Below are 18,837 nucleotides of genomic sequence, written 5' to 3' on the forward strand. Positions count from 1 at the left end.
GTGGGCGCCCGCAGCCGCGCCGGTCTGTGCGCCAACGTACCCATGGGGAACTGGCCAAGCACCGCGCCGGGTATATGCTGACTGCTGGAGGATAGGCCTTCCACCCGACCCAGGACGCCACCATGCCCGAGACCCCCTCCCCCCGGCAGAACCACTTGCTGGCGGCGCTGCCGCCCGACGTGCAGGAGCGCCTGTTCCCTCACCTGGAACTGCTGCGGCTGCCGCTGGGCAAGGCGCTGTACGAGTCCGGCGACGCCATGCGCCATGTCTACTTCCCCACCGACGCGATCATCTCGCTGCTGTATGTGATGGAGAACGGCGCCTCGGCGGAAATCTCCGTGGTCGGCAACGAAGGCCTGATCGGCGTCGCGGTGTTCATGGGCGGCGAAAGCACGCCGAGCCGGGCCGTTGTGCAGAGCGCCGGCAGCGTCTACCGGCTGTCCGGGCAACGGCTCAAGGACGAGTTCAACCGCCACGGCGAGATGCTCCAGCTGATGCTCCGCTACACCCAGGCGCTGATCACCCAGATGGCCCAGACTGCCGTGTGCAACCGCCACCACTCCATCGACCAGCAGCTCTGCCGCTGGCTACTGCTGTCCCTAGATCGCCTGCCGAGCAACCAGTTGACCATGACCCAGGAGCTGATCGCCAACATGCTCGGCGTGCGCCGCGAAGGCGTTACCGAGGCGGCCGGTAAACTGCAGAAGCTGGGGGTCATCGAATATAGCCGCGGGCGCATCAACGTGCTCGACCGGGCCAGGCTGGAAGAGCTGAGCTGCGAGTGCTACGCGGTAGTGAAGAAGGAAACCGACCGCCTGCTGCCCTACGTCCCCACCCGGCCAGCCGCGCGGGCAGGCGGACAGCGCAAGGAATAGGTCCGCAGCAATCCGGCGAACTCACGCAACGCCTCGAGCGGGCTGGACTCCGCTTCGCCCACCCATTGCACGATGGCTTCTGCCACGCCCGGCCCGCCAGCCCGGGCCCAGATCCGCTGCAGCGCCAGGCGCTGCTCGTAGGCGACGCCAAGTACCTGGCTCACCGCCAGGGTCGCGCTGATCACCGCCTGCTGGTGCTCGTCGAGCAGGCTGGGTTCTCGTCCCAGCAGCCGTGGCGCACGGCGTATCAGGCGGCGCAGCGATGCATCGGCCCTTGCCAGCTCGTCCGCCACCAGCGGCGCGATCACCCGCTTGCGGTACTGCGCCATGACCTGGAAGCGATCGTTGAAGATCGCCATGGCGGTCTCCGCATCCAGGCTGCGCTTGCCCTGCACCCGGTAGGCGACCGGTGCGACCCGCACCGCGCGGGCCAGGCCCAGGCAGCTGAACAGGCGGATCCAGGCCCAGCCCAGGTCGAATTCCCAGGGCTTCACCGATAGCTTGGCCGAATTGGGATAGGTGTGATGGTTGTTGTGCAGCTCTTCCCCGGCAACAACCAGGCCCCAGGGCACCAGGTTGGTCGCGGCGTCGCGGCACTCGAAGTTACGGTAGCCGACGGCATGGCCAAGGCCGTTGACCACGCCGGCGGCCCAGAAGGCGATCCACATCATCTGCACCGCCCACACGGTCAGGCCGAGGACGCCGAACAGGGCCAGGTCGAGCAGCGCCAGCAGGGTCACCCCGCCATTGGGGAAGCGCGTGTAGACATGCCGCTCCAGCCAGTCGTCGGGGCAGTGCTTGCCGTACAGGCGCAGGGTATCGGGGTTCTTCGCCTCGGCGCGGTACAGCTCCGCGCCTTGCCACAGCACCACCGCCAGCCCCTTGAAGCGCGGGCTGTGCGGGTCGTCGGCGGTTTCGCAGCGGGCGTGGTGCTTGCGGTGAATGGCGGTCCACTCGCGGGTGAGCATCCCGGTGCTCAGCCACAGCCAGAAGCGGAACAGGTGCTTGAGCACGGCATGCAGTTCCAGCGAGCGGTGCGCCGAATGGCGGTGCAGGTAGAGCGTGACGCTGAGGGTGGTGAGGTGGGTCATCGCCAGAGTTGCGGCGATGAGCTGCCACACCGAGGGATGGAGCAGGCCCGTGAACCACATGACGGCATTGCCTCGCGGGAAGTGCGGATGGCCCCGCTACGGGCCCTTCCGCGTTGCTCGATCACCGGCGCCAGCCGGATCAGAGCCGCCGCCCCTGCAGGATGCGGAACGCCAGGACGATCAATGCCACGACCAGCAGGATGTGAATGAGTCCGCCCAGGGTGTACGACGTCGCCAACCCGAGCGCCCACAGAACGACCAAAAGAACCACCAGTGTCTCGAGCATTTGAAGTACCTCCCATAAGCGCCAGTCTGTTTAGACGAGACCAGTTTGCGCAGCCCTGCCGCGCGCGTCTGTGCGTCAACGAACGCAGTCGCGGCGGCGTTGGCGCGAATCATTTGTCAGGCTTCGTTGAGCTAGGCGAGCCTTCGTTCTCGGCGGGCGGCATCGGTTCGGCGGCGGAGCTCTTCGAAGGCGCAGGTGGCGCCGGCCGCTTGTCGCAATCGTGGAAGGAATAACGTTCGGCGGGCGAGCCGTATTCCCAGGAAGGTGTCTGCTCGCTGCCTTCGCCGGGCTTCGGCGGGGGCACCTTGGCAGGGGGGGCGACGGACTTTTTCATGGGCACCTCTGTAACACAGGATGTGGCCGGCGCTGCCGAAAGACGGCGCCGGGATTGGCGAATCAGTACTTCAGTCCCTTCGCCTGCACTTCAATGACGCCACGGACGTTCGACGCCAACTCGATGGCCAGGTTGCGCTCCGAGCGGCTCCCCAGCACGCCACTGAGGGTGACGATGCCGTTGCGGGTGCTCACGGCAATTTCCGAACTGCTGACGTTGCTCGAGTACAGCAAGGTCGATTTCACCTTGGTGGTGATCCAGCTATCGGAGATCCCCTGCCCGGCAGCCTTAACCGTGCTCTTGCCGGTGGCCGATGCGGAGTCCGCTTGCTCGGCCTTGACCTGGATGCCGTTGTCCACCGCATAGACGCCCTGAGTGGTCTCGGCCATGCGGCCGGCAGCCTTGCGCGCGTCGGCGCTCGTGGCGGTGCCGCGCAGGGTCACCTTGCCGTCGGTGGTTTCGACGTTGGTCGACAGGCCCTCTGTGTATTTGCTCCACAGCAACTTGGACTTGACCGCTGCAGTGATGCTGGCGTCGTCGATCGTCCGGCCGAAGCCACGCACGCCCTCCTGCTTCGGCGGCAGGTAGCCGGGCTGGACCTGGATCTGGTTGTCCACTTCCTTGATGCCCTTCACGCCCATCGCAATCTGCGTGGCCAGGTCCTTGCTAGTGCTTTCCTCCACGGTACCGCGCACGGTGGCCTTGCCGTCGAGGACCGAGACCTGCAGATCGTTGTCGCGCAGGTACGGGCTCAGTGCGTAGGTCGTGGCGATCTGGGACTCCTGCCGCGCGTCCAGCACATTCTGCGAGTTCGGGTTTTCGGCGAAGGCCGGGCTGCTCGCCGCCAGCACCAGGGCGATGCAGGACGCGAGCCGCAGCCTGCGGAATTGACTCGCGGGGTTGACGGCCTTCGTTGAGCCGCGGGCGGTGTCGGGCTTGTCGGTTCTGTTCATGCTGACCTCTGTCTGCATCCGGGCGTGGCGAAACTGCAAGCAACCGGGAGTCCAACAGTGTCAGGCGGTACGTCGGCGCGTCGGTGCGCCGACGCACTTAACCCGGCAGCGCGCGCCGGCTTCGCTTTACGTGTGTTAGCAGACAGACCACTGCCCCCCCGTCCCACATGCTGGAACAGATCGCGCCTTCACCCGACGAGGGAACAGCATGAAGCTATTCGAACTGGAGCACAGCAAGGCGGCCTATCTCGCCGACTTCGTCCTCTACGGAATCCTCAGCCTGGTCCTCGCGGCCATGCTGGTGGCCCTCAGCCCGCCAGGCCTGCGCCTGCAGTGCCTGCTCCTCGCATTGCTCGGCCTGCTTGGCTGGACGCTGCTCGAATACCTGCTGCACCGCTTCGTCCTGCATGGCCTGCAGCCATTCCGCGACTGGCACCGGGAACATCACCGGCGCCCCACCGCGCTGATCGGCATCCCTGCAACGCTCAGCGCGCCGCTGATCGTGGTGCTGGTGTTCCTGCCGGCCCTGGCGCTGCTCGACATATGGCGCGCCGGGGCGCTCACCCTCGGCCTGCTCGTCGGCTACCTGTTCTACTCGATCACCCATCACGCCCTGCACCACTGGCACGGCTCGGAAAACCGCTGGCTGTCGCAGCGGCGGCGTTATCACGCGCTGCATCACGGCGCCCTGGCGCAAGCCGGGCACTACGGCGTGACCAGCGGGGTCTGGGACCAGCTGCTGGGCAGCGCCCGGCCGGAGCCGGTACGCGGCAAACCGTCGGTGGCTCCCCTGCCGCGCGCGGCCAGCACCACGCCGCCCCGTTCGGCGGCCGTCGAAGCCACCACCCGGCTGCTGCAAGGCCTACTGCGGCACACCGCCGGCGACTTCGCCATCCGCCTGTGGGAAGGCAGCGAACTGCATTTCGGCGACGCCGAAGGGCCGCGCTTCACCCTGGTCTGCCGCAATCCGGCGGCGGTCCAGGCGCTGGTGCTGGGGCGCGATCCACTGCGCCTGGTCGAGGCCTACTTCCGCGGCGACATCGACGTCGAAGGCGACCTCTTCGCCGCCATCGGCATGAAGGACCAACTGCAGGACAGCCGCCTGTCCTGGCACCAGCGCCTGAGCGCGGTCCTGGGCGCCTTGCTGCTGCCGAACGCCGGCGCTACCGAGACCCTGCGCCACTACCGCCAGCCGGTGAAGCGCCACACGAAACAGGAAAACCGCGCCGCCATCGCCTTCCACTACGACGTGTCCAACGCCTTCTACGGCCTCTGGCTGGACGCGCAGATGGTCTATTCCTGCGCCTACTTCGAGCAGCCCGGCGACAGCCTGGAGCTGGCCCAGCGCGCCAAGCTCGAACACATCTGCCGCAAGTTGCGGCTGCAACAGGGTGAGCGACTGCTGGACATCGGCTGCGGCTGGGGCGCGTTGGTAATCCACGCGGTGCAGCATCACGGCGTGTATGCCCACGGCATCACCCTCAGTCGCAAGCAGCTGGAAATGGCCCGGGACCGTATCGCCCAGGCCGGCCTGGAAGACCGGGTGACGGTGGAGCTATGCGACTACCGCGACCTCGAAGGCGTGGAACGCTACGACAAGATCGCCAGCATCGGCATGTTCGAGCACGTCGGGCTGGCCAACCTGCCGCTGTACTTCACTAGCGTGCAGCGCCTGCTCAAGCCCGGCGGGCTATTCCTCAACCACGGCATCACCAACGTCAGCGAGGGCTGGAAGACCACCACCGGGACCCGCTTCATCAATCGCTACATCTTCCCCGACGGCCAGTTGGACAGCATCGCCAACATCCAGCGCGCCATGGAGCGCGCGGACTTCGAGATCCATGACCTGGAGGCCTTGCGCCGCCACTACGGGCTGACCCTCAGACACTGGGTCGCGCGCCCCGAAGCGCATCACGCGCAGGCGCTGCAATATGTCACCGAACCGATCTACCGCACCTGGCGCCTGTACATGGCGGCCAGCGCGCTGGAGTTCGAGGCCGGCGGCATCGGCGTCTACCAGATCCTCGCCAGCCGGCGTGCCGACGGCCCCCTCCAGATACTGCCGCTGACCCGGCAGGACCTGTACGCGCCGCCCCGTCGCTGAGGGTGGCGTAGCGCACAGACGAGCGAAGCCCCAGCGCGCAGCGTGAAGGACGAAGCGAAGTCCATCCACCGCCGGAGGTCCTCCATGAACCCCATCACTGCCTTCATCGTCGCCGTGCTCAGCGCCGTCGGCGCCCTGCTCATCTATGCCGGCCTGCTGGCCTGGGGCATCGTCCTGCTGCTCTGTGCGGCGGTGGTTTCGCAGACCCTGAAGATGGCCAACACCTGGCAGAAATTCGTCGTCCTGCGCGCCGGGAAGCTGCAAGGCGTGCGGGGACCGGGGCTGTTCGCGATCGTCCCGGTGCTGGACAACGTGGTCGCCGTGATCGACGAACGCATCCAGACCACGGCCTTCAACGCCGAGCAGGCGCTGACCCGCGACACCGTGCCGGTGAACGTCGACGCCATCATCTTCTGGCACGTACACGACGCGCAGAAAGCCGCCCTGGCGATCACCGACTATCGCCAGGCCATCGACCGCGTGGCGCAAACCTCGCTGCGCGAAATGATCGGCTCGTCGATGCTCGCCGCGCTGCTCTCCGACCGCCGCGCCTCCGACCAGCAGCTGTGCCGGGAGATCGGCGAAAAGACCCTGGAATGGGGCGTGACGGTCAGCTCGGTTGAAATCCGCGACGTGGCCATCCCGGTGGCGTTGCAGGACGCCATGTCGCGCCAGGCCCAGGCCGAACGCGAGAAGCAGGCGCGGATCATCCTCGGCTCGGCGGAGGCGGAAATCGCCGGGCGATTCGTCGAGGCGGCCAAGGTCTACGCCAGCCAACCCTCGGCCCTGCAACTGCGGGCGATGAACATCATCTACGAGACCACCAAGGAACGCGGGACGACCATCCTGATTCCCAGCTCGATGGTCGACAGCATGAACCCCGCCGCCGTCGCCGTGTCCCTGGCGGCGCATCCCGGCGTGGTCTACGCCGGTGCCCGGTCGGCGCACGAACGGGCCAAGGGCAACGGCGAGGCTCTCGACGAACCCCGCCAGGCCGCTCAGCGTGAACCGACGAAGTCAAAGGAACAGCTGTAGACGGTGCTCGCCAGCCTGCAGGCGGACGCGCACCGTGCCTTCGTCGCAGGCCAGCGGCGCGTCGTCGAGCAGCGCCCGCTGCAGCCCCCGGCAGCGCTGCCCGGCGGACACCAGGACGATGTCGTAGCGACTCTCGCCCAGCCTCAGGCTGACCTCGAAGCCCGGCCAGTCGCGCGGGATGCAGGGGTCGATCAGCAGGTCCGTGCGCGCCCGGCGTAGGCCGAGGATGCCTTCCACGCCGGCCCGGTACATCCACCCGGCCGAGCCGGTGTACCAGGTCCAGCCGCCACGACCGACGTGCGGCGCGACCGAGTAGACGTCGGCGGCGATCACATAGGGCTCGACCTTGTAGCGCTGCACCTCGTCCGGCGTGCGCGCATGGTTGATCGGGTTGAGCAGCGCGAACAGCGCGGCGGCCTTGTCGCCTTCGCCCAGGCGGGTCAGCGCGAGGATGCTCCACATCGCCGCGTGGCTGTACTGGCCGCCGTTCTCGCGCATGCCCGGCGGATAGCCCTTGATGTAGCCCGGGTCGAGCGGCGTGTGCTCGAACGGCGGGGTGAATAGCAGCGCCAGGCCCTCTTCGCGACGGATCAGCCAGTGCTCCAGCGAGTCCATGGCGATGGCCGCGCGCACCGGTTCGGCGCCGCCGGAGAGCACCGCCCAGGACTGCGCGATGGCGTCGATCCGGCACTCCTCGCTGGCCGCCGAGCCGAGCCAGGTGCCGTCGTCGAAGGTCGCCCGGCGATACCACTCGCCGTCCCAGGCGCTGCGTTCCAAGGCCTGGCGCAGCGCCTCGGCGCGGGCCCGCCAGTGCGCGGCGCGCGTGTCGTCGCGGCCGTCGGCCAGGGGCGCGAAGCGCTCCAGGGTGTGCAGCAGCAGCCAGCCGAGCCAGACGCTTTCACCCTGCCCGCCGGCGCCGACGCGGTTCATGCCGTCGTTCCAGTCGCCGCTGCCGATCAGCGGCAGGCCGTGCACGCCGGAGAGTTCCAGGCTCTGGTCGAGGCCTCGGGCGCAGTGCTCGAACAACGAGGCGCTCGTCTCCGCCGGCAGCGGCTGGAAGAACGCATCGCTCTCGCCCGGATGCAGTTGCGGTCCTTCGATGAACGCCACGATCTCGTCCAGCACGCCGACGTCCGCCGACGACTCGATGTAGCTGGCGCAGGCATAGGCCAGCCAGACGCGGTCGTCGGAGATTCGCGTGCGCACGCCCTGCCCGGTCTGCGGCAGCCACCAATGCTGCACGTCACCCTCGACGAACTGGCGGCCGGCGACGCGCAGCAGATGGCGGCGGGTCTCGGCGGGACAGGCGAAGGACAGCGCCAGGCAATCCTGCAGCTGGTCGCGGAAGCCGTAGGCGCCGCTGGCCTGGTAGAACGCCGAGCGCGCGCAGAGGCGGCAGGCCAGGGTCTGGTAGAGCAGCCAGCCGTTGAGCAGCAGGTCCATGGCGCGATCCGGCGTGCGTACCTGTAAGGCGCCAAGCAGTGTGTCCCAGTGCTGCGTCACCCTGGCCAGCAGCGCATCGAGGTCGGCCGTGCGGTATCGCTCCACCAGTTCCCGCGCCGCATCGGCCGAGCCCGCCTGGCCGAGCATCGCCAGCACCTCGACTGACTCGCCGGCGGCCAGTTCGACCACGCACTGCAGCGCCGCGCACGGGTCGAGGCCAGCGCCGCAGGCCCCGGACAGGGGCGTACCCGCCGACAGCGCCTGGGGCGCCGCCACACTGCCCGTATAGCCGAGGAACTCGCGGCGATCGGCGCTCCAGGTGCTCTGCCGGCCACCGAGGTCGGCGAATGCCACCGGCTCGGCGAAGGCAATGCTCCACGGGTTGCGCGCCAGCAGCGCGCCGCTGTCGGCATCCACTTCGGTCTGGATGAAGGGCGCCGATGCGCCTCTGGAGGTTCCCAGGACCCACTCCACGTATGCCGTGACCGAGAGGCGGCGTGCGCGTCCGGAGGTGTTGCGCAGGGTCAGACGGGAAATCTTCAGCGGATCGTCCAGCGGCACGTACTGCAGTAACTCCGTCTCGATGCCGTGCGCGGCGTGGCTGAAGCGGCTGTAGCCAAAACCATGGGTGCAGCGGTACACGCCGCTGTCGCAGATCGGCTGGGCGGTCGGGCTCCACAACGCGCGGCTGTCTTCGTCGCGGATGTAGAAGGCCTCGCCGGGCGGGTCGACGACCGGGTCGTTGGACCAGGGGCTGAGCTGGTTGTCGCGGCTGTTGCCGGCCCAGGTGTAACCGCTGCCCTGCGCCGAAACCTGGAAGCCGAACTGCGGGTTGGCGATCACGTTGATCCAGGGCGCCGGGGTGTTGCGCTCGCCCTCCAGGCTGATCCGGTATTGCGCGCCGCCACGCTCGAAACCGCCCAGGCCGTTGAAGAACTCCAGGCCCTCGCCGCTCTCGGCGGCCGGCGCCGGCCATAGCGGTGCCAGCGCCTGCGCGCGCCGGTTCGGCAGCGGGCGACGCGGCCCCTGCAGCAACCGGCCGAGCTGAGCGGCGATCGAACCATGCCGGGCCAGCAGACTGACCCGCGCCACCGCGTACAGCAGCTCGCGCGCCTCCAGGGTCATCAGGTCGGCGCGCAGCGTATGCACCCCGCCGCAGGGCGACTGCCCGGGGCTATGCGGACGCACCTGGCAACTGCGCACCGAAGTCTCGATGGCCACCTGCAGGTCCTGTACGTAGGACGAAGACCGCTCGTTGACGATGACCAGGTCGACGTCCAGGCCCTTCATCCGCCAGTACTCGCAAGCCCGCAGCAGCTGCCGGACCAGGACCAGGTCCTCGACCTCGTCGATGCGCAGCAGGACGATCGGCAGGTCGCCGGAAATCGCCAGCGGCCACAACCCCGACTGGCGCCCGGCGCCCCGGCGGATGGCCTCGGGCGGTGCGCGGAAACGCGCATCGGCATACAGGATGGGGGCGGCCAGGCGCTGGAAGTCCGCGGCTTCCTCGGGGGCGATGCCGAGGTCGCGCAGCTGCACCTGGGCCTGGGTCCAGGCCAGGGTCTTTGCGCGCTCGAAGGCGTTGCGCTCGTGGTGCTGGTCGATCAGGTCGAGCAGCGCCTCGCGGGAGCTCGCCACCAGGGTCCAGAAGGCCACCCGCGCGACTTTGCCGGGCGCCACCCGCACGCGCTGGCGCAGCGAGAAGATCGGGTCGAGGACACTGCCCTGGCTGTTCTCCAGCGGCTGGTGGGCGACCAGCGCGTGCGCCTCGCGCAGGCCGCGGCCACGGCCGAGGAAGCGGGCGCGGTCGGACTCGTACTGCGGCGCGGCGATCACCTCGCCCTCGACCACGGTGAAATGCGCCGCCCACACCGGCGTCTCGTCCGGCGAGCGCGGGCGACGGGTGGCGACCAGGGCGCCGAATTCGGCAAGGTATTCGGTCTGCACGAACATCCGCGAGAACACTGGATGGGCGCTGTCGGCAGCGGGCGTGGCGAGCACCACCTCGGCATAGGAGGTCAGCTCGATCTCCCGCGCCCGCCGTCCATGGTTGGTTAGCGACACCCGCCGCACCTCGCCGTCGTCCTCGCCGGAGACCAGCACTTCCAGGCTGGTCGCAAGCGCGGCGTCACGCTGGATGAACTCTGCGTGGTCCTCGTCGAACAGCACCTCGCCGTTCTCCACCGGCTGACCGCTGGGCTGCAGGGTCGGCGACCAGGCCTGACCGCTCTGCATGTCGCGCAGGAAAATGAAGCTGCCCCAGTCGTCGCAGGTGGCGTCCTCGCGCCAGCGGGGCACGGCCGCCGCGCGTGGCGTCGATGCGGCGCAGCGTCGAGGCCTCCTCGGCGCCCTCGCTGGCCGCCACCTTGACCTCCTCGGCACGCGGATGCCCCAGCGCCACATCGCGCGGCACGCGCTCCTGCAGCAGCAGTTCGCTGGCCTGGATCATTGGCTCGCGGTGCAGCCGGCAGCGCATGCGCCCGCCCTGCAGGGTATTGGCGATGGCGACGATGCTCATGCCCTGGTGGTGGGCCATAAAGCTGTACACGATGGCCATCCGCTCGTCTTCCTGCAGGCGCGAGCGGGTGAAGTCCAGCGCCTCGTAGAAGCCGTAGCGGCCCAGCGCGCCCAGTTGCGCCAGGCGATCGAAATTGCGTTGCGCCGCCTGCGGATCGACCATCGTCGCCAGCGCGGTGGCATAGGGCGCGATCACCACGTTCTCGGCCAGCCCGCGCTTGAGGCCGAGCCCGGGCACGCCGAAGTTCGAATACTGGTAGGTGAACTCCAGGTCGCGGGCGTTATAGGCAGACTCCGAAATCCCCCAGGGAATGCCGAGCGCGGTGCCATACGCCTCCTGCCGCGCCACCGCCAGACGCGTGCTCTGCTCCAGCAGGCTGCCGGCCGGCGCGCGCATGACCAGCGACGGCATCAGGTATTCGAACATCGAACCGGACCAGGAAATCAGCGCCGAGCCGCCGGCAACCGGAGTCGCCGTGCGCCCCAGGCGGAACCAGTGGCGGGTCGGCAGATCGCCCTTGGCGATGGCGAACAGGCTGGCCAAGCGCGCCTCGGAGGCCAGCAGGTCGTAGCAGCTGGGGTCCAGGCGGTTGTCGGCCAGGCTGTAGCCGATCGACAGCAGCTTGCGCTCCTGGTTGAGCAGGAAGCCGAAGTCCATTTCCAGCGCCAGCCGGCGCGCCGTGTCGGCCACCATCTGCAGGCGCTGCGCCAGGCATTGCACCTGCCCGGGCTGGCGGTCGCGGTGGTGCTCGGCCAACGCCTTGCGCAGCGCCTCGATCCAGAACAGCAGGTCGCCGGCAGTACCCTGGTCGTCGGCGGGCACCAGGCTGGTGGCGGCCCTGGCGGCCTTCTCGGCCAGGCGCCCGAGGCTCGGCAACAGCGCATCGAGCGCCTGCGGCCCGCTCAGGGCGACATGGATCTCCTTCAGCTCGGCCTTCAGCTTGCGCAACGCCTCGCCACCGACCAGGTCCGGCCCGTCGATGATCTCCAGCGCCAGTTGCAGGTCGTCCAGCAGCCCCTGGCGCGCCGCTTCGACCCGCGGGTTGTCGCGCCATTGCTCGCAGGCGTTGGCGAGCACGATCAGGTGCCCGGCGAGGTTGCCGCTGTCCACCGACGACAGGTACATCGGCTCCAGCGGTCGCAGGTCGCGAGTGCCGTACCAGTTGTAGAAGTGCCCGTGGCTGCGCGGCAGTTTTTCCAGCACCGCCAGGGTGCCTTCCAGGCGCTCCAGCGTCTCGCCGCCGCCGGCCCAGCCGAAGTCCCGCGCGGCCACCGCCGAGAGCAGGTAGAGGCCGATGTTGGTCGGCGAGGTGCGATGCGCCAGCTGCGGCTTGGGTTGTTCCTGGAAGTTGTCCGGCGGCAGCAGATTGTCCGCCGGGGTGACGAAAGTCTCGAAGAACCGCCAGGTGCGCCGGGCCGTCAGGCGCAGGGCGTCGACATCCGCCGCCGAGAGCTCCAGCCGGCGGGCCGGCCGCGCGGGCCGGCTGCTGCGCAGGGCGATGACCGGCGCGCCCAGCCAGAGCAGCGTCAGCGGCAGGATCAGCGGCCAGTTCGCCGGCGCCAGGAGCAGCCCGGCCACCCCCGCCAGCAGCGCCAGCGCGGTGCCGCCGGCCATCAGCCGGTAGCTGCCGAGCCAGCCCGGCAGCGGCCGGCTGGAGGATTGCGCGGCGGTGGTCCACTCCAGTAGATGCCGGTGGCTGACGTACAGCCTCCACAGGGTGCGAAGGATGGCGTCGCCCATGCTCCACGCCTGGTTCGCCAGGAACGCAACGGACATCAGCACCTGCAGCGCGGCGCGACAGAAGTCGCCGCCGAGCATGGCGAAGTGGCTGCGCAGGCGGATGCTGCGCTGGGGCGGCGGCAGCGCGCAGATGATCGGCAGCACCGGCGGGATCGCCTGAGTAGCCAGCACCAGCACGGTGGCGAGCAACGCCTGGGGCAGCGGCAGCCACCAGCACAGCAGCAGGCTGGCCAGGGTGAAAGGCGCGATCAGCGAGCGGCGCAGGTTGTCGAGCATCTTGCAGCGGCCGATCAGCGGCACCGCGCGCGGCCCGGCCCAATGCCCGAGCATCCACGGCAGCAGCTGCCAGTCGCCACGGGTCCAGCGGTGCGTGCGCTTGGTCGCGACGTCGAAGCGCGACGGCGATTCCTCCACCACCTCGACGTCCGAGGCCAGCCCGGCGCGGGCGAAGATGCCCTCGAAGAGGTCGTGGCTGAGCAGGCAATTGTCGGCGACGCGGCCGTCCAGCGCGGCCTCGAAGGCATCCACGTCGTAGATGCCCTTGCCGGTGAAAGAGCCTTCGCCGAACAGGTCTTGGTAGACGTCTGAGACCGCCGCTGCATAGGGGTCCATGCCGGCCGGGCCGGAGAATATCCGTTGGTACAGCGAGCCCTCGCCGCCCATCGGCAGCGAGGGCGTCACCCGTGGCTGGAGCACCGCATGGCCGTTGACCACGCGCTGACGCAGCGGGTCGAAGTGCGGCCGGTTCAGCGGGTGGGCCATCTTGCCGATCAGGCGCAAGGCCGCCTCCCGTGGCAGGCGGGTATCGGCATCGAGGGTAATGACCAGGCGCACATCCGCCGGCACCCGTGGCGGCTGCCCGGCGACCGCCACGAAGCTGGTGTCGCTGGCACCGCGCAGCAGACGGTTGAGCTCCTGCAGCTTGCCGCGCTTGCGCTCCCAGCCCATCCAGCAGCCCTCGCCAGGATTGAAGCAACGGCGCCGGTAGAGCAGGAAGAAGCGCTGCCCGCCGGGGCCCGGGCCATAGCGCTGGTTCAGGCGCTCGATCGCCTCGGCCGCCACCGCGAGCAGCGGCGCATCGCTGTCCATGACCTCCTGCGGCGCATCGGCGCCATCGAGCAACAGGACAAAGGCTAGGTCGCCACCAATGCCAGCAAGGTGGTGCACTTCCAGCCGCTCGACCTGCTCCTGCAGGTCCGCCTCGCTGCTCAGCAAGGTCGGCACCGCGACCAGCGTGCGCAGCTCGGCCGGAACGCCGTCCAGCAGCTCCAGCGCCGGCAAGGTGATCGCACCCATGCTCCAGGTGACCAGACGGTTGATCAGCGCCGTGGCCACCTCGGTCAGCGGCACGCACAGGCACAGGAGGAACGCCAGCATCCAGCCCCAGGGCAGCGCGGGCCGGGCCAGGACCAGGTAGACCGAGGCCAGCAGCAAGGCGCCGAGCAAGAGGATGCTGCCGATATAGCCACCGATGCCCAGGCGCACGTTGAAGCGGCTCAGGTTTAGGCGCAGCGGCGCGCGGAAGGCGATGACGCGCTCCAGCGCCGGACGCCCCTCGGCGATCAGGTGGTAGCCGGGATCGCTGAAGCGCAAAGCGTCGATATCGGTAGATGCGCTGCCCGCCGCCGCATGGGTGGCTTCCAGCACGCGCTCGACGACTTGCAACTCGCTGAGCGCGGAGCCGCGCGCCAGCTGCTCGATGGCGGTGCGGTAGAGGTTGCGGGTGGGAAAATCCATGCTGGCGAAGGCGCTGCCGGCACGCAGCCGCGCGTCCACCAGGCTGACGCTCTCGAACCACTTCACCCAGTCGACGGCGGAAATCAGCCGCATGCTGGTGATCACATTGCGCACCGTGACGTTCGAGGCGCCCTGGCGTTGCTGCGCGTGCTGCACCACTTCGTCGATGGCCACGCCCTGGGCTTTGAGGCGCTCCTCCAGCCAGCCGAGTGCGGGGGTGGTGCGCGGGTCCTGGTCGCGCAGGCGCTTGGCCAGTTGCGCCGCGAACAGCTCGGACAGCGGGCCCGACGGGCGTGCTGCGATGTCGGCCTCCAAGGCAGAGCGTGCCTGTCCGGGAACCAGCAGCCTGTCGGCAAGTGCGTCGGCTTCGGCGCGCGCAGCCCGGCCACTGTCGATCTGCTCGGCGAGGCGGCGCAGGTTTTCGAGCAGGACGATGCGCAGGGTGATCGCCACCGCCCAGAGCTCGCCGATGGTCAGCGGCTGGACGTGCTGGTAGGCGCAGATGAAGCCGCGCAACTGGTCCAGATCGACGTGGCTGTCGGTGTGCGCGACAAAGGCCCAGGCCAGGCCGAAGACCCGCGGGTAGCCGGCGAACGGCCCGGCGGCGAGCTTGGGCAATTGCCGGTAGTAACCCGGCGGCAGGTCATCGCGGACTTCGCGGATCTGCTCTTCGACGATGTGGTAGTTGTCCAGCAGCCATTCGGCCGCCGGCACCACCTCGTGGCCGTCTTCCAGTTCCGCGGCGCTGGCCCGGTAGGCCGCCAGCAGGACAGCGGCGTTGTCGCTCAGGCGCACATGCAGCGGCAACACCCGCGGCGGCCGGTCGGTTACCTGCTGGGCAAGGGCCAGGCTCTGCGCGTGCTGTTCGAGCCGTTCGATGCCGAACAGCTCCTCGCGCACGGGCGCCAGGCTGTCCCAGGGGGGAAGCGAGCGGCTGCGGCGGAAGATCGAAATCACGAGCTGCGCTCCCTACGCTTGCGCGACTGTCGGCACGCGCAAGGTCCGATCCGGTAGTCCAGGGTGGCGCTGGCTCGGTACATGACTGCCACGCGCGCCAACTCAGGACGGGTCCCGGTGGAACAGTTTGCTCGCCATCCGGCTGGCTTCTTCGCGCGTCATGGAATAGCGCTTCTGCACGGCACACAGGGCCTGCCGCACCTGGCCAACCCGCGGGAAGCGCGCACGTCCGGCGACCTTGCTCCAGGCCAGCCTCACGGCATCGACACGCTGCCGCCATTGGGTGAGCCGCCTGGACTCCTCGGGGCGCGGGGACGGCTTGGCGATGCCCGCGGCAGCCAGATCGAAGGGCGACTGGCCGGCAGTTGCGCCAGGGGCCGGATCGTCCCTCTGCGCCCCGGATGCCTTGGGTGCAGGCAGGGGCTCGGTGGTCTCCCGACGCGGGCCGCTGTCGATGGGATCGTTCATATGAACCTCGGGATCGAGCCGGCGACAAACCCGATTGCCCGTCGTCGGCCCGCCCAAGATGGCAGCCCTCCCAGGCTGAGTCGGTGCGTTGCCGCACTTATGCCCAGGCGAAGGCTTGGCCGGCAGGAGTCTTGGTAAGGTCGGCACCGGGCAATGCCATCAGGCGCTCGGCGAGCCCGCCCTCCTCCAGGCGCGGATAGCCAATAGCCCTGGGTGCGATGCCGCACAGACCCCCTCCCCGGCCAGGTGCAACCTGTAGCTAGGCAAACAACCAACGCAACGAAGCAGGAGGCTCCCAATGTTCGAAGCACTCATCATCACGCTGCTCACCCTCTGGGCCGTGGGACTCATCACCGCGTTCTACATGGGCGGGCTCATCCACCTGTTGCCGCTCCTGGCAGTCGGCCTGGTGGTCTATCGATTCAGGCGAAGTGCCACGCTCTGACAGTCCGAATCTAAGATGGCCGAGGCGCTTCCAGACGCAATCCATACGTCGGAATCCGAACTTCACCCATCAAGAAGTCCCCGCCTGCCGAACCACCGCTCGGGCTAGCACAATTTTGCCCGCATGGCACATCACCAATACCCCAATCTACGAGTCGCATAGGACCACGAGGAGGCCCACTTCGGTGAGGCGTTGCTGACAATTGTCCTGCATCGGCGCCAGTATTCTGTCGATCCTTGCGATTCAAGGCGAGTAGGTGTCGTTGCACCGAGCGGGAATAGAACCCAGTTCATCAAGATCTGGGCCGTCGAATGGAATTCACAGATTGCAAGAGACCGCCTGACTCGGCGAGTAAAGGAAGCTCGTCCGACCTTCAGTGGCCGTTTCAGATCGATAGAAACCGATGACCATGGTTCGTCCTTAGCAAACGAACCACGGTCACCACGACCGGAAGCAGGCCTGTCGAGACAGGCAGATATCGGCCAGAAACGGTCACTGAAGCCGCCTTGACGCAGGGGATGGCAGGCTGGCTCGTGAGGGCAAAGGCCAGGTTGCTCCCACCCGCCGCCGCAAGCGGGCATGATAGGCAGGAATGCAACCCAGTCTTAATCGTTGGAGACTTGCCCATGATCAAAGTTAGCGTGATGTACCCCAATGCCCCAGGCGCTCGATTCGACCACGACTATTACCGAGACATCCATATGCCTCTGGTGAAGGAACGCATGGGGGACAAATGCAAGCACTACACGATCGATAAGGGACTGGCTGGTGGAGAGCCCGGAGCGCCGGCGACATACGTTGGGATGTGCCACATCTTCTGTGACTCCGTGGAGGCCTTTCAGGCAGGCTTCGGTCCACACGCAAAAGAGATTCTGGCGGACATCGCGAATTACACCGACCAGACGCCAGAATCTCATTACCGAGACATCCATATGCCTCTGGTGAAGGAACGCATGGGGGACAAATGCAAGCACTACACGATCGATAAGGGACTGGCTGGTGGAGAGCCCGGAGCGCCGGCGACATACGTTGGGATGTGCCACATCTTCTGTGACTCCGTGGAGGCCTTTCAGGCAGGCTTCGGTCCACACGCAAAAGAGATTCTGGCGGACATCGCGAATTACACCGACCAGACGCCAGTTCTGCAGATCAGTGAGGTAGTGGTGGGCTGATCGTCCTGATTCATCTGATCCCAAGGGCCATTTGGAATACCCTTGCGCCACGAATCAACCTCGAAGCTGTGAATTGAACGATGGGTTTTGAACAACTAGCTGAACTACGTGACCGCCTGCGGGCTGAAAAAGAGCAGGCAAAGACCGATAGCGCGAAGCGCCCCAAGCAGAAGCCCGCCCCGAAGGCGAAGCCGCGTGACCAGGACCCCGCGGTGGAAGCGATCTGGCGATTGCAGAAGCACTTCCCCTTGGCTTTCCCTGTCAATCCGGCGCCCAAGGTTCCGCTCAAGCTGGGCATCCTCCAGGATGCTGAGCAACACCTGGAGTTGCTCGGAATAACCAGCGAACAGCTCAAGCTGGGCATTACCTCCTGGTGCAAGGGAACACGTTACTGGGCATGCATGGTGGAGAATGCGCCGCGCCTGGACTTGAATGGTCAAACAGAGGGTACCGTGACGGCCACTCAGGCACAGTATGCGAGGCAGCAGGCATCGCGGCAGCGTAGCCAGGACCGACGAAATCGAGCAAAGCAAAAATCGCGTGTCCCAGCCCCACCCGCCGATACCCCAGAGGAACAGAGCGCGGACTGAACTCACGCGCGCCCTGCATGGAGTCGCCCAAGCACTCGGATGGCGGGCAAGGCGTGCGATGCGCTGGCAAGGAGATGCGAAGGGCTGCGGTTGGCCGCCCCCTGCCCTTCGCGGCCGGCAGCTTCGGGTCGGACGCTGACGATCGCGAACGCCAGCAATCGGCCAGTAGTGGTCACTAAGCGTCTAGGAATTCAGGGGCGATCACGTCTAGTGCAACGTATCGACTTTAACTCCAGCCAAAGCTCGATACTTTTGCAGAGATTCCAGGATCAACACGCAACTCTCAACGTGACGCATTATTTCTTGAATTTTTTTCAGCGTGTCGTTGGATTCAGTTTTTTTCTCTGCAATTTCAAGATCATCCAGTGCCAGCGACAAGCAGCAACAAGCGATGCTTAACCCCCGATTAAATCGTTCGTCATCCATATCAACCTCGGTTGACGACCGAACGGTGGTGGCTTATCCCGCCAAGGCTCGGACGTGAAATTCTTCCACCATCCTCTCTATTCAAATTTATAGCAACTGATTTGTTGCTCACTTTTTCATATAAAAACCCGCAATGTGTGAATTGCGGGTTTCTTTCCGCTTGGATCGATTACAGAATTTGTACTTGCTCGGCCTGAAGCCCCTTGGCCCCTGGAGCCACCAGGAAGCTTACGCGCTGGCCTTCCTCCAAGCTTTTAAAACCGCTCGTCTCGATCTCATGATAGTGCACGAAGACGTCGGGACCACTTTCGGGGGTGATGAAGCCAAAGCCCTTCACTGCGTTGAACCATTTGACGGTACCCGTTTGGCGACTTTCCATGATTTTTCTCCAAGGCAGGAATACCCAGTCGTCAGGACTGAGACTGACTGAATGCAAAGTAAAGAGGTGCCGAGGAGATGAGAATCAATGAAAGAACATCAAGACGGGGCCGCTAGACCGAGCAGGCAGGTTAATAGAATACCGCTCTGCGGCTAAATTGATAGAATTTTCGTTCAATCACTGATTATCCTGATAGATGGTCAGGATTCCCACCAGATGCAGTTACAACACATGTATAGTCAAGAAGGTTGCCAATTAGGCCGCCCATCATGAAAGGGTGAAAA

Annotated in this window: 15 protein-coding genes; 6 read left to right on the plus strand and 9 right to left on the minus strand. The window is 66.8% G+C overall.

Annotated features, from left to right (window positions below; all coding sequences use genetic code 11):
* Positions 1 to 122: 122 nt before the first annotated feature.
* Entirely contained in the window at positions 123 to 875 is a 753-nt protein-coding gene (locus PKB_RS26925) for a Crp/Fnr family transcriptional regulator (RefSeq protein WP_043256144.1), read from the plus strand.
* Here the strand turns inward: PKB_RS26925 and PKB_RS26930 are convergent.
* From PKB_RS26930 to PKB_RS26935, 4 genes are all read right to left on the minus strand, one after another.
* Positions 824 to 2,026, minus strand: coding sequence for a DesA family fatty acid desaturase (locus PKB_RS26930; protein ID WP_043256146.1), 1,203 nt, complete (start codon positions 2,024 to 2,026; stop codon positions 824 to 826). The two genes, PKB_RS26925 and PKB_RS26930, sit on opposite strands and share 52 nt — an antisense overlap.
* 79 nt (positions 2,027 to 2,105) lie before the next feature.
* Positions 2,106 to 2,252 carry a lmo0937 family membrane protein gene (locus tag PKB_RS29790; protein ID WP_156958090.1) on the minus strand — a complete coding sequence of 49 codons (147 nt, stop codon included), beginning with the start codon at positions 2,250 to 2,252 and terminating at the stop codon, positions 2,106 to 2,108.
* 109 nt (positions 2,253 to 2,361) lie between these two features.
* Positions 2,362 to 2,586, minus strand: coding sequence for a hypothetical protein (locus tag PKB_RS29795; RefSeq protein WP_156958091.1), 225 nt, complete (start codon positions 2,584 to 2,586; stop codon positions 2,362 to 2,364).
* Between the two features lie 62 nt (positions 2,587 to 2,648).
* A complete protein-coding gene (locus PKB_RS26935; protein ID WP_052355398.1) occupies positions 2,649 to 3,539 on the minus strand; it encodes a BON domain-containing protein in 891 nt (296 codons plus the stop codon).
* 208 nt (positions 3,540 to 3,747) lie between these two features.
* Between PKB_RS26935 and PKB_RS26940 the strand changes: the two genes are divergently transcribed.
* Positions 3,748 to 5,643: a class I SAM-dependent methyltransferase gene (locus PKB_RS26940; protein WP_084166742.1), complete on the plus strand. Its 1,896-nt coding sequence runs from the start codon at positions 3,748 to 3,750 to the stop codon at positions 5,641 to 5,643.
* Between the two features lie 84 nt (positions 5,644 to 5,727).
* On the plus strand, positions 5,728 to 6,678 hold the full coding sequence (locus PKB_RS26945) for a slipin family protein (RefSeq protein WP_084166745.1): 951 nt from the start codon (positions 5,728 to 5,730) through the stop codon (positions 6,676 to 6,678).
* Here the strand turns inward: PKB_RS26945 and PKB_RS30250 are convergent.
* From PKB_RS30250 to PKB_RS26955, 3 genes are all read right to left on the minus strand, one after another.
* Positions 6,661 to 10,365 (minus strand): GH36-type glycosyl hydrolase domain-containing protein, encoded by a 3,705-nt coding sequence (locus PKB_RS30250; RefSeq protein WP_339325545.1) that lies wholly within the window; start codon positions 10,363 to 10,365, stop codon positions 6,661 to 6,663. The genes PKB_RS26945 and PKB_RS30250 overlap by 18 nt on opposite strands.
* On the minus strand, positions 10,250 to 15,073 hold the full coding sequence (locus tag PKB_RS30435; RefSeq protein ID WP_339325534.1) for a glucoamylase family protein: 4,824 nt from the start codon (positions 15,071 to 15,073) through the stop codon (positions 10,250 to 10,252). Before PKB_RS30435 ends, PKB_RS30250 begins: the two co-directional genes overlap by 116 nt.
* A gap of 102 nt (positions 15,074 to 15,175) precedes the next feature.
* Positions 15,176 to 15,541 carry a hypothetical protein gene (locus tag PKB_RS26955; protein WP_043256149.1) on the minus strand — a complete coding sequence of 122 codons (366 nt, stop codon included), beginning with the start codon at positions 15,539 to 15,541 and terminating at the stop codon, positions 15,176 to 15,178.
* A 298-nt stretch (positions 15,542 to 15,839) separates the two neighbouring features.
* Here PKB_RS26955 and PKB_RS29800 point away from each other — a divergent pair, with 298 nt between their 5' ends.
* The 3 genes from PKB_RS29800 to PKB_RS26965 all read left to right on the plus strand — a co-directional run bounded on the left by PKB_RS29800 (position 15,840) and on the right by PKB_RS26965 (position 17,748).
* Positions 15,840 to 15,986 carry a lmo0937 family membrane protein gene (locus PKB_RS29800; RefSeq protein ID WP_156958092.1) on the plus strand — a complete coding sequence of 49 codons (147 nt, stop codon included), beginning with the start codon at positions 15,840 to 15,842 and terminating at the stop codon, positions 15,984 to 15,986.
* 626 nt (positions 15,987 to 16,612) lie between these two features.
* A complete protein-coding gene (locus PKB_RS30655) occupies positions 16,613 to 17,158 on the plus strand; it encodes an EthD family reductase (protein ID WP_084166746.1) in 546 nt (181 codons plus the stop codon).
* A gap of 80 nt (positions 17,159 to 17,238) precedes the next feature.
* Positions 17,239 to 17,748 carry a ProQ/FinO family protein gene (locus PKB_RS26965; RefSeq protein WP_043256151.1) on the plus strand — a complete coding sequence of 170 codons (510 nt, stop codon included), beginning with the start codon at positions 17,239 to 17,241 and terminating at the stop codon, positions 17,746 to 17,748.
* Positions 17,749 to 17,955: 207 nt separating this feature from the next.
* On the opposite strand, the gene PKB_RS29805 is transcribed toward PKB_RS26965, so the two are convergent.
* Both PKB_RS29805 and PKB_RS26970 read right to left on the minus strand, forming a co-directional pair.
* Positions 17,956 to 18,174, minus strand: coding sequence for a hypothetical protein (locus tag PKB_RS29805; protein WP_156958093.1), 219 nt, complete (start codon positions 18,172 to 18,174; stop codon positions 17,956 to 17,958).
* A gap of 169 nt (positions 18,175 to 18,343) precedes the next feature.
* Entirely contained in the window at positions 18,344 to 18,553 is a 210-nt protein-coding gene (locus PKB_RS26970) for a cold-shock protein (protein ID WP_043256154.1), read from the minus strand.
* Positions 18,554 to 18,837: the final 284 nt, after the last annotated feature.

The sequence above is a fragment of the Pseudomonas knackmussii B13 genome (genome assembly GCF_000689415.1).
GTDB lineage: Bacteria > Pseudomonadota > Gammaproteobacteria > Pseudomonadales > Pseudomonadaceae > Pseudomonas > Pseudomonas knackmussii.